The 15,266-nt window shown below is 55.4% G+C and carries 15 protein-coding genes, 1 tRNA gene and 1 pseudogene; 8 read left to right on the top strand and 9 right to left on the bottom strand.

All coding sequences use genetic code 11. The annotated features are described in order from the left end of the window. Nucleotides 1-124 precede the first annotated feature (124 nt). The 3 genes from DBY86_RS00325 (at nucleotide 125) to DBY86_RS00315 (ending at nucleotide 3,086) form a co-directional block, all read left to right on the top strand. Complete coding sequence (locus tag DBY86_RS00325) at nucleotides 125-1,645, top strand: Na+/H+ antiporter NhaC family protein (RefSeq protein ID WP_107818480.1); 1,521 nt, start codon at nucleotides 125-127, stop codon at nucleotides 1,643-1,645. A gap of 55 nt (nucleotides 1,646-1,700) precedes the next feature. Then, nucleotides 1,701-2,786, top strand: a complete 1,086-nt coding sequence (nagZ, locus tag DBY86_RS00320) for a beta-N-acetylhexosaminidase (protein ID WP_107818479.1) — start codon at nucleotides 1,701-1,703, stop codon at nucleotides 2,784-2,786. Nucleotides 2,787-3,009: 223 nt separating this feature from the next. Continuing rightward, nucleotides 3,010-3,086: transfer RNA gene (locus tag DBY86_RS00315), tRNA-Pro, on the top strand. A 334-nt stretch (nucleotides 3,087-3,420) separates the two neighbouring features. Here the strand turns inward: DBY86_RS00315 and DBY86_RS00310 are convergent. The 6 genes and pseudogenes from DBY86_RS00310 to DBY86_RS12800 all read right to left on the bottom strand — a co-directional run. Continuing rightward, nucleotides 3,421-4,059, bottom strand: a complete 639-nt coding sequence (locus DBY86_RS00310; RefSeq protein ID WP_002257160.1) for a 7-carboxy-7-deazaguanine synthase QueE — start codon at nucleotides 4,057-4,059, stop codon at nucleotides 3,421-3,423. Beyond that, nucleotides 4,056-4,427: a DUF1304 domain-containing protein gene (locus tag DBY86_RS00305; protein ID WP_107818478.1), complete on the bottom strand. Its 372-nt coding sequence runs from the start codon at nucleotides 4,425-4,427 to the stop codon at nucleotides 4,056-4,058. The genes DBY86_RS00310 and DBY86_RS00305 overlap by 4 nt, the downstream gene beginning before the upstream one ends. A 267-nt stretch (nucleotides 4,428-4,694) precedes the next feature. Next, a complete protein-coding gene (gene queD, locus DBY86_RS00300; RefSeq protein WP_107818477.1) occupies nucleotides 4,695-5,117 on the bottom strand; it encodes a 6-carboxytetrahydropterin synthase QueD in 423 nt (140 codons plus the stop codon). Nucleotides 5,118-5,123: 6 nt separating this feature from the next. Next, nucleotides 5,124-5,639: a DUF1543 domain-containing protein gene (locus DBY86_RS00295; protein ID WP_107818476.1), complete on the bottom strand. Its 516-nt coding sequence runs from the start codon at nucleotides 5,637-5,639 to the stop codon at nucleotides 5,124-5,126. A 27-nt stretch (nucleotides 5,640-5,666) separates the two neighbouring features. Next, nucleotides 5,667-6,326 carry a 7-cyano-7-deazaguanine synthase QueC gene (queC, locus tag DBY86_RS00290; protein ID WP_107818475.1) on the bottom strand — a complete coding sequence of 220 codons (660 nt, stop codon included), beginning with the start codon at nucleotides 6,324-6,326 and terminating at the stop codon, nucleotides 5,667-5,669. Nucleotides 6,327-6,510: 184 nt separating this feature from the next. Then, nucleotides 6,511-6,715: pseudogene (locus DBY86_RS12800) on the bottom strand (NAD(P)H:quinone oxidoreductase); the annotation flags it as partial. 154 nt (nucleotides 6,716-6,869) lie between these two features. On the opposite strand from DBY86_RS12800, the gene DBY86_RS00285 reads away from it, so the two are divergent. From DBY86_RS00285 to DBY86_RS00270, 4 genes are all read left to right on the top strand, one after another. Then, nucleotides 6,870-8,120: a YihY family inner membrane protein gene (locus DBY86_RS00285; protein WP_107818474.1), complete on the top strand. Its 1,251-nt coding sequence runs from the start codon at nucleotides 6,870-6,872 to the stop codon at nucleotides 8,118-8,120. A 3-nt stretch (nucleotides 8,121-8,123) separates the two neighbouring features. Then, nucleotides 8,124-8,573, top strand: coding sequence for a DUF6636 domain-containing protein (locus DBY86_RS00280; RefSeq protein ID WP_107818473.1), 450 nt, complete (start codon nucleotides 8,124-8,126; stop codon nucleotides 8,571-8,573). Nucleotides 8,574-8,781: 208 nt separating this feature from the next. Beyond that, nucleotides 8,782-9,825 (top strand): N-acetyl-gamma-glutamyl-phosphate reductase, encoded by a 1,044-nt coding sequence (gene argC / locus DBY86_RS00275; RefSeq protein WP_107818472.1) that lies wholly within the window; start codon nucleotides 8,782-8,784, stop codon nucleotides 9,823-9,825. 43 nt (nucleotides 9,826-9,868) lie between these two features. Continuing rightward, a complete protein-coding gene (locus DBY86_RS00270) occupies nucleotides 9,869-10,081 on the top strand; it encodes a hypothetical protein (protein ID WP_100216516.1) in 213 nt (70 codons plus the stop codon). A gap of 616 nt (nucleotides 10,082-10,697) precedes the next feature. Here DBY86_RS00270 and recG read toward each other — a convergent pair. The 3 genes from recG to grxC form a co-directional block, all read right to left on the bottom strand. Next, nucleotides 10,698-12,740 carry an ATP-dependent DNA helicase RecG gene (recG, locus tag DBY86_RS00260; protein ID WP_107818471.1) on the bottom strand — a complete coding sequence of 681 codons (2,043 nt, stop codon included), beginning with the start codon at nucleotides 12,738-12,740 and terminating at the stop codon, nucleotides 10,698-10,700. Between the two features lie 85 nt (nucleotides 12,741-12,825). Further along, complete coding sequence (gene secB, locus DBY86_RS00255; protein ID WP_002214461.1) at nucleotides 12,826-13,269, bottom strand: protein-export chaperone SecB; 444 nt, start codon at nucleotides 13,267-13,269, stop codon at nucleotides 12,826-12,828. Nucleotides 13,270-13,289: 20 nt separating this feature from the next. After that, nucleotides 13,290-13,547 carry a glutaredoxin 3 gene (grxC, locus tag DBY86_RS00250; protein ID WP_002221441.1) on the bottom strand — a complete coding sequence of 86 codons (258 nt, stop codon included), beginning with the start codon at nucleotides 13,545-13,547 and terminating at the stop codon, nucleotides 13,290-13,292. Nucleotides 13,548-13,759: 212 nt separating this feature from the next. On the opposite strand from grxC, the gene rng reads away from it, so the two are divergent. Then, nucleotides 13,760-15,253 carry a ribonuclease G gene (gene rng, locus DBY86_RS00245; RefSeq protein ID WP_101074680.1) on the top strand — a complete coding sequence of 498 codons (1,494 nt, stop codon included), beginning with the start codon at nucleotides 13,760-13,762 and terminating at the stop codon, nucleotides 15,251-15,253. Nucleotides 15,254-15,266 lie beyond the last annotated feature (13 nt).

The following is a 15,266-nucleotide window of genomic DNA, read 5'->3' as shown; positions in this document are numbered from 1 at the left end:
AGTTAATTGATTTCAAATAAGTATTTTCCGGAACAAAAAATACTTTCGCCCATTTTGCCAACAAAATCCGAACCGTTGCGGACAGAAACCGCCCCATTCGGACGCTTAATACCTCCCATAAACCATGCAGCTGATCGACTATTCACATTCATTTTTCTCGGTTGTGCCACCCTTTTTGGCACTGGCACTTGCCGTCATTACCCGCCGCGTACTGCTGTCTTTAGGCATCGGTATTTTGGTCGGCGTTGCCTTTTTGGTCGGCGGCAACCCCGTCGACGGTCTGACACACCTGAAAGACATGGTCGTCGGCTTGGCTTGGGCAGACGGCGATTGGTCGTTGGGCAAACCAAAAATCTTGGTTTTCCTGATACTTTTGGGCATTTTCACTTCCCTGCTGACCTACTCTGGCAGCAATCAGGCGTTTGCCGACTGGGCAAAACGGCACATTAAAAACCGGCGCGGCGCGAAAATGCTGACCGCCTGCCTCGTATTCGTTACCTTCATCGACGACTACTTCCACAGCCTCGCCGTCGGCGCGATTGCACGCCCCGTTACCGACAAGTTTAAAGTTTCCCGCGCCAAACTCGCCTACATCCTCGACTCCACTGCCGCGCCTATGTGCGTGCTGATGCCCGTTTCAAGCTGGGGCGCGTCGATTATCGCCACGCTTGCCGGATTGCTCGTTACCTACAAAATCACCGAATACACGCCAATGGGGACGTTTGTCGCCATGAGCCTGATGAACTATTACGCACTGTTTGCCCTGATTATGGTGTTCGTCGTCGCATGGTTTTCCTTCGACATCGGCTCGATGGCGCGTTTCGAACAAGCCGCTTTGAACGAAACCCACGATGAAACTGCCGTTTCAGACGGCAGCCAGGGCAGGGTTTACGCATTGATTATTCCCGTTTTGGCCTTAATCGCCTCAACGGTTTCCGCCATGATCTACACCGGTGCACAGGCAAGCGAAACCTTCAGCATTTTGGGGGCATTTGAAAATACCGACGTAAACACTTCGCTGGTATTCGGCGGCACTTGCGGCGTGCTTGCCGTCATCCTCTGCACGCTCGGCACAATCAAAGCGTCCGATTATCCCAAAGCCGTTTGGCAGGGTGCGAAATCTATGTTCGGCGCAATCGCCATTTTAATCCTCGCCTGGCTCATCAGTACGGTTGTCGGCGAAATGCACACCGGCGACTACCTCTCCACGCTGGTTGCGGGCAACATCCATCCCGGCTTCCTGCCCGTCATCCTCTTCCTGCTCGCCAGCGTGATGGCGTTTGCCACCGGCACAAGCTGGGGGACGTTCGGCATCATGCTGCCGATTGCCGCCGCCATGGCGGTCAAAGTCGATCCCTCACTGATTATCCCGTGCATGTCCGCAGTAATGGCGGGGGCAGTATGCGGCGACCACTGCTCGCCCATCTCCGACACGACCATCCTGTCGTCCACCGGCGCGCGCTGCAACCACATCGACCACGTTACCTCGCAACTGCCTTACGCCTTAACCGTTGCCGCCGCAGCCGCATCAGGCTACCTCGCGTTGGGTCTGACAAAATCCGCGCTGTTGGGCTTTGGCATGACCGGTATTGTCTTGGCGGTGCTGATTTTCATCTTGAAAGACAAAAAACGCGCCGCCGTTTGACCTTCCCCCCTTTCAGACGGCATATGCCGTCTGAAGCTTTTTGGAGCAAACCGAAATGACTGTTCCCCATATTCCGCGCGGTCCCATCATGGCAGACATTGCCGCCTTCCGCCTGACCGAAGAAGAAAAGCAACGCCTGCTCGACCCCGCAATCGGCGGCATCATCCTCTTCCGCCGCAACTTCCAAAACATCGAACAGCTCAAAGAACTTACCGCCGAAATCAAAGCCCTGCGCACACCCGAACTCATCATCGCCGTCGATCACGAAGGCGGCAGGGTACAACGTTTCATCGAAGGCTTCACCCGCCTGCCCGCAATGAGTACGCTCGGCGAGATTTGGGACAGTGAAGGCGCGGAAACTGCCGAAACTCATGCCGAACACATCGGATGGGTGTTGGCAACCGAGCTTTCCGCCTGCGGCATCGACTTGTCCTTCACTCCTGTCTTGGATTTGGACTGGGGAAACTGCCCCGTCATCGGCAACCGCAGTTTCCACCGTAACCCCGAAGCCGTAACCCGCCTTGCCCTCGCCCTTCAAAAAGGTTTGGAAAAAGGCGGCATGAAATCATGCGGCAAACATTTTCCCGGACACGGATTTGTCGAAGGAGACAGCCATCTGGTCTTGCCGGAAGACAGGCGCAGCCTGTCCGAACTCGAAACCGCCGACCTTATCCCCTTCCGCAGCATGAGCCGCGAAGGTATGGCGGCGGTTATGCCCGCCCACGTCGTTTATCCGCAAGTGGATGCCAAGCCCGCCGGTTTTTCCGAAATCTGGCTCAAACAGATTTTGCGCCGCGACATCGGGTTCAAAGGCGTGATTTTCTCTGACGATTTGACCATGGAAGGCGCGTGCGGGGCAGGCGGCATCAAAGAACGCGCCCGACTGTCGTTTGAAGCAGGTTGCGACATCGTCCTCGTCTGCAACCGTCCCGACCTTGTGGACGAACTGCGCGAAGATTTCCGCATTCCCGACAATCCCGCTTTGGCGCAACGTTGGCAATACATGGCCAACACGCTCGGCAGTGCCGCCGCGCAAGCCGTGATGCAGACGGCGGATTTTCAAGCGGCGCAAGCCTTGACCTCCCGTTTGACTTCGCCGCAGGACACGGCGGGCGGCGTAAAAGTCGGCGAAGCCTTTTAAACCAGCTGCGTTTCAACAATCTGCCGATTTCAACCGTTTGTCAGGGAAAGGCAATGATTTTCCGGTTAAGTAGAAATTTATCCTATTGAATTACTTGAAGATAAGGATGCTTATCAACACTGTATTCAAACACAGCGTTTTAAATCCGCCCGACACGCGGCAAAAAGGCAAAACGGTATAGGCACGCCGTATTTTTTGCGCTATAATCACGCCTTACTTAATTCGGAATGTAGCGCAGCCCGGTAGCGCACTTCGTTCGGGACGAAGGGGTCGGAGGTTCGAATCCTCTCATTCCGACCAAATCCAAACCGCCTCAGCATACATTGCCGAGGCGGTTTTTCCCTTTTGGCGGCAACAGAAAAATACCGTCTGAAACAGCATTCTGTTTCAGACGGCATTTCGTTTTCCCCCAACCCTGCCATTTGCGTGCACTGACAAAGGGTATCGGCAAGGTTCAAAAGACTATCAGAACTTAGGAAGCCAAGCTTGTACCCAACGGCAGCATCTTATTCAGTAAGGTTCCGAACCAATTAGGCAGCGGAAATGCCGGCAGTTTCACGCGGAAGCGGTACACTTCCCGTATGTCAAACATCGGCAAAACGGTACGCCGACCCTTTGAGTTACACTACTTAAACTACTCTATCCCCGCCCATTTATGCGTCTGCACGCTCAACTGCCAATGCACGTGGGTGTCGGGGCGGCTGTTTAAAATACCGATTTGGCGGATGGTGTCGTAGATGTTCATTGCGCCGTTTTGTTCGCAGGGCGAAAGGTAGTAATGATGCGCGCGGATTTTGCGTTCCATATTTTCGCAGAACCCGACGACATCGCCGTCGGCAACAATCCGCACTTCGTCGGCGGTTTCGATACAGCTTTTTTCGTATTTGGCGGCATAGCAGGCTTTGGGGCTGGTGGCGGTGTAGTCGATTTGCGGCGGCGCGGGATTGAGTCCGTTGGTTTCGATACAGAGGAAATAACCTTCGGCTTTGAGCGCGTTCAAGAGGGTGTCGAGATGCGGCTGGATGGTCGGTTCGCCGCCGGTGATGATGATGTTGCGGGCGGCGTAGGTTTTCAGACGACCTAAAATGTCGGACAGGCTCATCATACCGAATGTCAAATAATCGGTATCACACCAGCCGCACGCCAGATTGCATTTGCCCAAGCGGACGAAAACGGCAGGCATACCCGTATTCCAGCCCTCACCTTGCAGGCTTTCAAAGATTTCAACGATGCGGTATTGGGGATTTTCGGGGGCAACATTGATTTTTTTCATACCGCCAACACCGCCGCCGCTGCCAAAAATGCGGGTAAACCTTGTTTGACGAGTATGCCTTTGTTGCCGGACGAAAACGCGCCCCACGCGGCGGCAATCAGGACGAAGCCGAGAAACAGGATCGTCGCGCCGTAAACGGCATTATCCGGAGCGGCAAACCGCGCCCACAAAAGCCCGATGCCGAGAAAACCGTTGTACAGCCCTTGGTTGCCAAACAAGGTCTGCACGCGCTTTTGTTCCATAAATTCATAAGGCAGCTTGAACGTTTCCGCCGCTTTTTCGCTGGGAATCTGCGTCATTTCAAGCCAGGCGATGTAAAAATGTTCGGCGGCGACGAAGAGGACGAGAATGGTGGAAAGAAGTTTCATGGGTGTTCCTTTTAATGGGTACGTTTGAGATGAAATGCCGTCTGAAGAACGGAGAATCCGCACAGGAGAAAAAACCGTTTTACGGTAAATTCAAATAAGGACGCTCTAAACCGTCCTTTCCGCGCAGGCGGGAATCCAGAGATTTGGAATTGCTGCAATTTTTAAATATTCCTGATAAATCAAGGTCTGGATTCCCACCTGCGCGGGAATGACGCGGTTGGGCATGTCTTATTTGAATTTACTATATCGATACGTTCAAGATATTCCCTACTCCCCTTCATACTCCGCACACGATGTCGGTGTTTCCCACAATTTCACGCTGCACACGTTCAGCCCCGCGTTTTTCAAACGGTCGTACATTTCGACCGCCATATTTTCGGCAGTGGTGCGGCAGGGCAGGCGCAGGGTTTTCATATTCCAGCCTTCCAAAAGCGCGGCGATTTGGCATTCACGGCCGTTGCCGCCGTCGTAGATGAAGGCGTGGTCGAAGGGGTCGGTAATGTGTTGTTTGACAATGGCTTTCAAGTCGGTAAAGTCCATCACCATACCGTCTTTCGCGCCGCCTTTGATAATGCCGTCTGAAACGGTGATTTCGAGTTTGTAGGTATGCCCGTGCAGGTTTTGGCATTTGCCGTCATGCCCGTCGAGCATGTGTGAAGAGTCGAAGGTGAAGATTTTGGTGATTTTCATGGGTTCTCAAATGGGCAAATAGCCTTGAAAGCCGATTTCGGCGGGTTTGCCGTGCGGATTCGGGGTCAGGCGGATATGGAAATTGCCGATGCGGTCGAGCGCAAGCAGGTTGTCCACGTCTTTCAAGTTGTCTTTATGCTGCTGAACATAGTCGGTCAACAGGGTTTGCAGGGCTTTTTGTTTGGCTTCGGCAGGCGTGGCGGCGGCGAACAGCCCGAAAGCGTGCGCCTCGGCAAGCTGCCCCGCGCGATAACCGCCGACATTGGCGAAATACAGGCGCGGGGCGTGTTCAGACGGCATTTCCGTTTTGGGCGTTTCGGATACGGCGATGTCGTAACCGTCCGCCCATTCGACAACCTGCCAACCGTCGATGTGGATTTTGTCCGCATCGCCGAACCACGCGGCTTTGAGTGCGGGGACGGCTTCGCGGTAGTCGTCGCACACGGCAAATTGGATGTCGTGCACTTCGATATTGGAGCGGCCTGCGTTACCGCCGAGGTAAAACATATGAAGCTTGGGCATATCGTATTCCTTGTGCTTTGCGCGCGTTCAGACGGCCTTTTTACTTTCCAAATATTCCGCCAGCCCGCGTTCGCGCAAAATACAGCTCGGGCATTCGCGGCAGCCTCCGACGATGCCCTTGTAGCAGGTGTGGGTCTGTTCGCGGATATAGTCCAGCGCGCCCATTTCGTCCGCCAACGCCCACGTTTGCGCCTTGGTCAGGTACATCAGCGGCGTGTGGATTTGAAAATCGTAGTCCATCGCCAGATTGAGGGTAACGTTCATCGATTTGACAAACACGTCGCGGCAGTCGGGATAGCCGGAAAAATCGGTTTCGCACACGCCCGCGATGATGTGCCGTATCCCATGCCCTTTGGCAAAAATGGCGGCGTAAAGCAGGAAAAGCGCGTTGCGCCCGTCCACAAAGGTATTGGGAACACCGTTGCCGACGGTTTCGATGGCGGCGGTTTCGTCCATCAGGGCATTGTGCGTAATCTGCCGCATCAGGCTCAAGTCGAGTACGGTTTGACTGACACCCAAATCCTGCGCAATCCAGCGGGCGCGTTCCAGCTCGACGGCGTGGCGTTGCCCGTATCGGAAGGTGATGGCTTGGACGTTTTCGCGCCCGTAGGTTTGGATTGCCTGAATCAGGCAGGTGGTCGAATCCTGACCGCCCGAAAAGATGACCAAGGCTTTTTGGTTTGACATATCGAATCCTAGTTTTGGTAACGCGGGAGGTTTGCGAACCGCGAAGTTGGACAGTAAAGACGCGGATTATACAGGCAAACGCGTTCAGACGGCATCTGAACGCCATGCCGTCTGAACACGCAGCTTATGCCGACTTGACGGCGAGTTCCGCCAAGCGTTTGCTTTGTGCGAAGGCGATATTGTTTTCTTCGGCGGTCGGGACGGGGCCGCTGTCGGAAATATCTTTTTCGACGGCTTCGCAGACGGCGGACACTTTGGGAACGGTAAGCAATACGGCTTCGCAACCTTCGACGCTGTCGATGCCGCGAGCGATTCGGCGGGCGGGATTGCGGGTGCTGCCGTTTTGGGAATAGTAGAGGACGAAGATTTTGAGGGGGATTTGGGTTCATAGGCGGATTCCGTTAAAATGGTTCGGTCTTCAGACGGCATAACGGTTGTCCCGATGCCGTCTGAAACAGCCGCAGTTCAGGCATTTGTTCCTGACGGCAAAACTGGCTATAACATCGGGCATCAACGCCCAACCTACTGACCGGGCAAGAAATTATGACCTTTTTACAACGTTTGCAAGGTTTGGCAGACAATAAAATCTGTGCGTTTGCATGGTTCGTCGTCCGCCGCTTTGATGAAGAACGCGTACCGCAGGCGGCGGCAAGCATGACGTTTACGACGCTGCTGGCACTCGTCCCCGTACTGACCGTAATGGTCGCGGTCGCTTCGATTTTCCCCGTGTTTGACCGCTGGTCGGATTCGTTCGTCTCCTTCGTCAACCAAACCATTGTGCCGCAGGGTGCGGATATGGTGTTCGACTATATCGACGCATTCCGCGATCAGGCAAACCGGCTGACCGCCATCGGCAGCGTGATGCTGGTCGTAACCTCGCTGATGCTGATTCGGACGATAGACAATGCGTTCAACCACATCTGGCGGGTTAACACGCAACGCCCTTGGATGATGCAGTTCCTCGTTTATTGGGCGTTGCTGACTTTCGGGCCGCTGTCTCTGGGTGTGGGCATTTCCTTTATGGTCGGGTCGGTTCAAGACTCCGTACTCTCCTCCGGAGCGCAACAATGGGCGGACGCGTTGAAGACGGCGGCAAGGCTGGCTTTCATGACCGTCTTGTTGTGGGGGCTGTACCGCTTCGTGCCCAACCGCTTCGTGCCCGCCCGGCAGGCGTTTGTCGGGGCTTTGATTACGGCATTCTGCCTGGAGACGGCACGTTTCCTGTTCACCTGGTATATGGGCAATTTCGACGGCTACCGCTCGATTTACGGCGCATTTGCCGCCGTGCCGTTTTTCCTGCTTTGGTTAAACCTGCTGTGGACGCTGTTGTTGGGCGGCGCGGTGCTGACTTCGTCGCTGTCTTATTGGCAGGGCGAGGCCTTCCGCAGGGGTTTCGACTCGCGCGGACGGTTTGACGACGTGTTGAAAATCCTGCTGCTTCTGGATGCGGCGCAAAAAGAAGGCCGAACCCTGTCCGTTCAGGAGTTCAGACGGCATATCAATATGGGCTACGACGAGTTGGGCGAGCTTCTGGAAAAGCTGGCGCGGTACGGCTATATCTACTCCGGCAGACAGGGCTGGGTTTTGAAAACGGGGGCGGATTCGATTGAGTTGAGCGAACTCTTCAAGCTCTTCGTTTACCGCCCGTTGCCTGTGGAAAGGGATCATGTGAACCAAGCTGTCGATGCGGTAATGACGCCGTGTTTGCAGACTTTAAACATGACGCTGGCGGAGTTTGACGCTCAGACCAAACAAACCGCTTCCCCCAATTCCCCCACAACATCCGGAGGATAAGCCATGTTGTGCAAAACCTTCCTCATCCTTTCCGCAACCCTAGCCTTCGCGCACGCATATGCCGACACCAGCGACGGCATTTTCGCCGTCAATTTCCAATCCCCGAGCGGCAACATCGTCTGCGGCGGCGACACCGGACCGCCGGAAGGCGAAGAACCGTGGCACGGCGTATCCTGCTTCATCCGCGAAACCGACAATACCAAACCCGCCATGCCGAAACCCAAAGGATGCGGATTCGACTGGGGCAATGTGTTCAACATCGACAACAAAGGGAAAGCCTACATGAGCTGTTACAGCGACTACCCGTACAGCCCCGAACCACCCGTCCTCGCCTACGGACACACCGCCAAAGGAAAAGGCTGGCAGTGCGGCAGCCTTGAAAACGGCGTACTCTGCACCAACTCGGCAGGACACGGCTTCCTGCTCAACCGCAAATGGCAGCGTATGTTTTAAAACAGAATGCCGTCTGAACCGCAGTTTTGCAGCGTTCGGACGGCATACCCGCCAACCACACAAAGGAAAAACCATGTTTCAACACACAGGACGACACATAAAGCACCGCCCTATGTGTCGTCCTGATTTGGAAGGGGTTGCGCCCCTCCCGAATAAAGTCTGATCCTGCCGCCCTGAAGGGCGGGGTTTCAACCGAAAAGGAAATACGATGAACAAAAAAATCAAAGCCGGCATTGTCGGCGCGACGGGCTACACGGGCGTGGAACTGCTGCGCCTGCTTGCCGCCCATCCCGATGTCGAAGTTGCCGCCGTAACCAGCCGCAGCGAAGCGGGGACCGCAGTTGCCGATTACTTTCCGAGTCTGCGCGGCGTGTACGGCCTCGCCTTCCAAACGCCCGAGCAGGCAGGTTTGGAACAATGCGATGTAGTCTTCTTCGCCACGCCCAACGGCATCGCCATGAAAGACGCGCCGCGCCTTTTGGAACAGGGCGTGCGCGTCATCGACCTCTCCGCCGACTTCCGCATACGCGACATTCCGACCTGGGAACACTGGTACGGCATGACCCACGCCGCCCCCGGCCTCGTTCCCCAAGCCGTGTACGGATTGAGCGAACTCAACCGCGAAGCCGTCGCACAGGCACGCCTCGTCGCCAACCCCGGCTGCTACCCGACCTGCGTTTCCCTGCCGCTCGTGCCGCTGTTGCGGCAATGCCGTCTGAAGCCCGGTATGCCGCTGATTGCCGACTGCAAATCCGGCGTGTCCGGCGCGGGCAGGAAAGGCAATGTCGGTTCGCTGCTGTGCGAAGCCGGCGACAACTTCAAAGCCTACGGCATAGCCGGACACCGCCACCTGCCCGAAATCAGGCAGACCATCGCCGGGCTTCAGGACGGCATCGCCGAAGGATTCGTGTTCACGCCGCACCTCGCGCCGATGATACGCGGTATGCACGCCACCGTTTACCTCCACCTTTCAGACGGCATCTGCCCCGAAACCATCCTGCGCGACTATTACCGCGACAGCCTGTTCGTGGACATCCTGCCCGCCGGTTCGACACCAGAAACCCGCAGCGTGCGCGGCGCAAACCTCTGCCGCATCAGCATCCAACAGGCGGCGCAATCCGATGTGTGGGTCGTCCTTTCCGTCATCGACAACCTCGTCAAAGGCGCGGCGGGTCAGGCGGTGCAAAATATGAACATCATGTTCGGACTGAAGGAAACACACGGCTTGGGCGCAATCCCCCTGCTCCCCTGAAGCGCAAACGGCAAACCGCAGGCATCGTGCCTGCGGTTTTTTGATGCCGTCTGAAAGCGGCGGTTTTTTTTGGTTCGGACGGCTTTGGGCCCATCCATTCCCACGAAAACAAAAACCTAAAATCCCGTCATTCCCGCAAAAGCGGGAATCTAGTTTATCCGGCTTCAGCAATTTCCGACACATTTCCACACGCTTCGATTCCGTCATTTCTCCGGTTTCAATCATTTCCGATAACACCGTGGTTTTTCATTTCTAGATTCCCGCCTGCGCGGGAATGACGGCGGAGGGCTTGCCGTTTTTCCCGGTAAATACCTGCAATTTAAAATCCCATCATTGCCGTGAAAACAAACCAAAAACCTAAAATCCCATCATTGCCGCGAAAACAAACCAAAAACCTAAAATCCCGTCATTCCCGCAAAAGCGGGAATCTAGTTTATCCGGCTTCAGCAATTTCCGACACATTTCCGCACGCTTCAATTTCGTCATTTCTCCGGTTTCAGTCATTGCCGATAACACCGTGGTTTTTCATTTCCAGATTCCCGCCTGCGCGGGAATGACGGCGGAAGGCTTGCCGTTTTTCCCGATAAGTCTCTGCGGCTTCTCATTGCCGGTTTCCGCCCACTTGGGAATAACGGGATTTAAAATCATGAAAATGTGTCAAAAATAATATAGTGGATTAACAAAAACCAGTACGGCGTTGCCTTGCCTTAGCTCAAAGAGAACGATTCTCTAAGGTGCTGAAGCACCAAGTGAATCGGTTCCGTACTATCTGTACTGTCTGCGGCTCGCCGCCTTGTCCTGATTTTTGTTAATCCACTATAAAAATCAGATTTCCGTTACACTTTTTTCTAATATTTCAGACGGCATTTTGCTCACACGCCCAAATACCCTTCCCTGCCGGAAAGCCACCTTGCCAAATGCGCTTCGACGATTTCGGGGTTTTGCTCAATCAGCAAAGGGGCGGTTTCGCGCGCCTGTTCCAAAAGGTGCAGGTCTTCTTCGAGTTTGGCGAAACGCAGCATAGGCACGCCGCTTTGGCGCGCGCCGAGAAACTCGCCCGGGCCGCGGATATTGAGGTCTTGGCGGGCGATTTCGAAGCCGTCGGTGTGTTCGTAGATGACTTTCAGCCGCGCTTTGGCGAGTTCGCCCAAGGGTTCGGCAAACAGGAGGACGCACACGCTTTCCGCCGCGCCGCGCCCTACCCGTCCGCGTAATTGGTGAAGCTGCGCCAAGCCCATGCGCTCGGCGTGTTCGATGACCATCAGGGCGGCATTGGGCACATCTACGCCGACTTCGATGACGGTGGTGGCGACCAAGACGTTCAGCCCCCCCGAAGAAAACCGCGCCATCACTTCGGCCTTTTCGGCGGCCTTCATGCGCCCGTGTACCAGTCCGATATTGAGTTCGGGCAATGCCGTCTGAAGCCGGGCGAGGGTTTCGGCGGCGGTTTGCAGTTGCAGGGTTTCGCTTTCTTCAATCAATGGGCAGACCCAATACGCCTGCCGCCCTTTTCGGCAAGTGCCGAGGACGAAGCCTTCGACTTCGGCGCGGCGGACGTTGTTGACGAGGCGCGTTTTAATCGGTGTGCGCCCGGGCGGCAATTCGTCGATGACGGACACGTCCAAATCGGCGAAAAAACTCATCGCAAGCGTGCGCGGGATGGGCGTGGCGGACATCATCAGCTGATGGACTTCGCGCCCTTTGTTTTTGAGGGCGAGGCGTTGGGCAACGCCGAAACGGTGCTGTTCGTCCACAATGGTCAAGCCCAAATTGTGAAACGCCACGCCGTCTGAAAACAGGGCGTGCGTGCCGACGGCGATTTTGACGCTGCCGTCAGCCAGTTTGGCTTTGGCTTCGTCTTTGGCTTTTTTACGCAAACTGCCAAAAAGGCGGACAACTTCAATGCCCAAAGGTTCGAGCCATTGTTTAAATTTAATAAAATGCTGTTCGGCAAGGATTTCAGTGGGCGCCATTACAGCCACCTGCGCACCGGATTCGATAGCCGTCAAAGCAGACAAAGCAGCCACAATGGTTTTGCCGCTGCCGACATCGCCCTGCAGCAGGCGGTGCATCGGGTAGGTTTGCGCCATATCGCGGCAGATTTCGGAAACAACTTTTTCTTGCGCATCGGTCAGGGCAAACGGCAGGGCTTGGCGCAGGGCTTGGGTCAATGTGCCGTCGCCGCCCAATGCCGCCGCCGTGCCGCCGATACGCTTCTGTCGCGCCAAGCGCATCGAAAGCTGTTGCGCCAAAAGTTCATCGAATTTGAGCCGTTGCCATGCAGGCAGCGTGCCGTCTGAAAGCTGATGAATCGTGAAACTCGGCGGCGGCGAATGCAAAAGACGCAGGCTTTCGGCGAGGTGTGGCAGCTTCAGACGGCACAGCAGGGCATCGGGCAGCGTGTCGTGCAGCGGCGTAACGTCCAACGCCGTCTGAATAATACGGCGCAAAGTGGGCTGGTTCAAACCGTTTACGGTCGGGTAAACCGGCGTGAGGCTTTCCGCCAAACCGCCGCCCTCGGCATCGCGGATTTTGGGATGAATCATCTCGTCGCCGTAAAAGCCGTGTTTGATTTCGCCCACGGCGCGGATGCGTTTGCCGACCGCCGTCTGTTTCTGATGGCTGGCGTAAAAGTGGATGAAGCGCAGAAAAAGGACGCTGCCGGAACCGTCGGCGATTTGGACAATCAACTGCTTGCGCGGTTTGAACGTTACTTCCTGATGGATAACCTCGCCCTCGACCTGGCACGGCACGCCAATCGGCGCGTCCTTAATCGGCATAATGTGCGTCTCGTCCTCGTAACGCAGCGGCAGGTGCAACACCAAATCCCACGCGGTATGGAGGTTGAGTTTGTCGAGCTTCTTGGCGGAAACATCGGTGATTTTGAGCTGTTTCTGGGTTTCGGGCGACATCATAGGCAGATTCCTTTGAACGCACCTATTTTATCCGAAAACAAAAATACCGTCTGAAACGGATTCAGACGGCATCGGCAGGCAGGAATCAAGCCCCGGCGGCTTCGGCTTCCTGCTGTTGTTGGTAAATCGCCTCAAAATTAATCGGCGCGAGCAGGACGGGCGGGAAGCCGGCACGTGTTACCGTACCGGAAACGGCTTCGCGCGCGTAAGGGAAGAGGATGTTCGGACACGCCACGCCCAGCAGCAGCTGCACATCTTCTTCGGGGATGTTTTCCAAACGGAAAATACCGCTTTGGGTTACTTCGTTCAAAAACATCGTGCGCTCGTTATCCAATTTGGCGGTTACGGTAACGGTTACATCCACGTTGTAGTAGCCGTCTTCCAGCTTTTGGCTGCCGGTGGAAACGCGCATATCCACTTCAGGCTCGCCCTGTTCCAAAAAGATTTGCGGCGCGTGCGGCACTTCCAAAGACAAGTCTTTGACATACAGTCGCTCGATGCTGAATACGGGTTGCAGTTCTTCGCTCATTTTGTTTTCCTAGTTGGGGGTTAAGGGTTCAGCAGTCCGTCCAGCCCGCCTTCCTGCTGGAGGCGGTAGAGGTCGGTAAATCCGCCGACGTGCGTTTCGCCGATGAAAATCTGCGGCACGCTGCGCTGTCCCGAAAGCTGCTGCATTTCGGCAAAGGCTTCGGGGCTTGCATCGACACGGATTTCGTCGATATGTCCGACACCTGCCGCGTGCAGCAGCCTTTTCGCCATCGCGCAGTAGGGGCAAAACGGACCTGTGTACATGGTAACGGTCTGCATATTGGGTTTCCGAAAGTTTTGCAATGATAATCAATATAGGGGCATTTCCCCTGTTTGGCAAGTGCGGAACAGATGCACGTTCAAACGGCATGTGCGGAATGTGTCAAAGTTTCTTTTTTAAAGTATGATAGACATTGTGAAAAATATTTTTGCACCCGCGCTGCGCGGCGGAACGGATGCAAAATATTTTTATTACATTTTCAGGAAAAACCATGTTGTCAGGACTCCCCATCCCCAAAGACATCGCGCGCCCGCCCGAAACGATATTGGTCAACATCACGCCGCAGGAAACGCGCGTAGCGGTGTTGGAGGAAAACAATATCTGCGAGCTGCACATCGAGCGCAACAGCGAACACAGCCTGGTCGGCAATATCTATCTGGGCGTGGTGCGCCGCGTGCTGCCTGGGATGCAGAGCGCGTTTATCGACATCGGCTTGGAACGCGCGGCGTTTTTACACATCGTCGATGTCCTCGAACAACGCCGCAACCCCGAAGAAACCCAGCGCATCGAACATATGCTGTTTGAAGGGCAGTCTGTTTTGGTGCAGGTCATCAAAGACCCGATCAACACCAAAGGCGCGCGGCTTTCCACCCAAATCTCGCTGGCGGGGCGTTTCCTCGTCCATCTTCCGCAAGAAGACCACATCGGCGTGTCCCAACGCATCGAAGACGATGCCGAACGCAGCAGCCTGCGCGAACGCCTCGACAAGCTCCTGCCGGAAAATGCCTGCCGGGGCTACATCATCCGCACCAACGCCGAAAACGCCACCGACGAACAGCTCCAGTCCGACATCGACTACCTGACCAAAGTGTGGGAACACATCCAAGAACAGGCAAAAATCCAACCGCCGGAAACCCTGCTTTATCAGGACTTGCCTTTAAGCCTGCGCGTGTTGCGCGATATGGTCGGCTGCGACACGCAGAAAATCCTCGTCGATTCCACCGTAAACCACGGGCGCATGACGCGTTTTGCCGAACAATACGTCCACGGCGCATTGGGCAGGATAGAATTGTTCAAAGGCGAACGCCCGCTGTTTGAAACCCACAACGTCGAGCAGGAAATCAGCCGCGCCCTGCAACCGCGCGTCAACCTCAACTTCGGCAGCTACCTGATTATCGAGTCCACCGAAGCCATGACCACGATAGACGTGAACACCGGCGGCTTCGTCGGCGCACGCAACTTCGACGAAACCATCTTCCGCACCAACCTCGAAGCCTGCCACACCATCGCCCGCGAATTGAGGCTACGCAACCTCGGCGGCATCATCATCATCGACTTCATCGATATGGCACAGGAAAGCCACCGCGAAGCCGTGTTGCAGGAGCTTGCCAAAGCCCTCGCCTTCGACCGTACCCGCGTTACCCTGCACGGTTTTACCAGCCTGGGGCTGGTCGAGCTGACGCGCAAACGCTCGCGCGAAAACTTAAACCAAGTCCTCTGCGAACCCTGCCCTTCCTGCCAAGGCAGAGGCCGTCTGAAAACGCCGCAAACCGTGTGCTACGAAATCCAGCGCGAAATCGTCCGCGAAGCGCGCCGTTACGATGCCGAAAGTTTCCGCATCCTCGCCGCCCCCAACGTCATCGATTTGTTTTTGGACGAAGAATCGCAATCCTTGGCAATGCTGATAGATTTCATCGGCAAACCGATTTCTCTGGCGGTCGAAACCGCTTACACGCAGGAACAATACGATATTGTGCTGATGTAAAAAATGCCGTCTG

It is taken from the genome of Neisseria bergeri (genome assembly GCA_003044455.1).
Taxonomy (GTDB): Bacteria; Pseudomonadota; Gammaproteobacteria; order Burkholderiales; family Neisseriaceae; genus Neisseria; species Neisseria bergeri.
The sequence above is the reverse complement of the archived record's forward strand: the minus strand, read 5'-3'. Positions and strand labels throughout refer to the sequence as shown.

Bases quoted from the DNA above. Each gene is read 5' to 3' on its own strand.
- DBY86_RS00325 (WP_107818480.1), top strand. From the start codon at position 125: ATGCAGCTGATCGACTATTCACATTCATTTTTCTCGGTTGTGCCACCC.
- nagZ (WP_107818479.1), top strand. From the start codon at position 1,701: ATGACTGTTCCCCATATTCCGCGCGGTCCCATCATGGCAGACATTGCC.
- DBY86_RS00310 (WP_002257160.1), bottom strand. From the start codon at position 4,059: ATGAAAAAAATCAATGTTGCCCCCGAAAATCCCCAATACCGCATCGTT.
- DBY86_RS00305 (WP_107818478.1), bottom strand. From the start codon at position 4,427: ATGAAACTTCTTTCCACCATTCTCGTCCTCTTCGTCGCCGCCGAACAT.
- queD (WP_107818477.1), bottom strand. From the start codon at position 5,117: ATGAAAATCACCAAAATCTTCACCTTCGACTCTTCACACATGCTCGAC.
- DBY86_RS00295 (WP_107818476.1), bottom strand. From the start codon at position 5,639: ATGCCCAAGCTTCATATGTTTTACCTCGGCGGTAACGCAGGCCGCTCC.
- queC (WP_107818475.1), bottom strand. From the start codon at position 6,326: ATGTCAAACCAAAAAGCCTTGGTCATCTTTTCGGGCGGTCAGGATTCG.
- DBY86_RS00285 (WP_107818474.1), top strand. From the start codon at position 6,870: ATGACCTTTTTACAACGTTTGCAAGGTTTGGCAGACAATAAAATCTGT.
- DBY86_RS00280 (WP_107818473.1), top strand. From the start codon at position 8,124: ATGTTGTGCAAAACCTTCCTCATCCTTTCCGCAACCCTAGCCTTCGCG.
- argC (WP_107818472.1), top strand. From the start codon at position 8,782: ATGAACAAAAAAATCAAAGCCGGCATTGTCGGCGCGACGGGCTACACG.
- DBY86_RS00270 (WP_100216516.1), top strand. From the start codon at position 9,869: ATGCCGTCTGAAAGCGGCGGTTTTTTTTGGTTCGGACGGCTTTGGGCC.
- recG (WP_107818471.1), bottom strand. From the start codon at position 12,740: ATGATGTCGCCCGAAACCCAGAAACAGCTCAAAATCACCGATGTTTCC.
- secB (WP_002214461.1), bottom strand. From the start codon at position 13,269: ATGAGCGAAGAACTGCAACCCGTATTCAGCATCGAGCGACTGTATGTC.
- grxC (WP_002221441.1), bottom strand. From the start codon at position 13,547: ATGCAGACCGTTACCATGTACACAGGTCCGTTTTGCCCCTACTGCGCG.
- rng (WP_101074680.1), top strand. From the start codon at position 13,760: ATGTTGTCAGGACTCCCCATCCCCAAAGACATCGCGCGCCCGCCCGAA.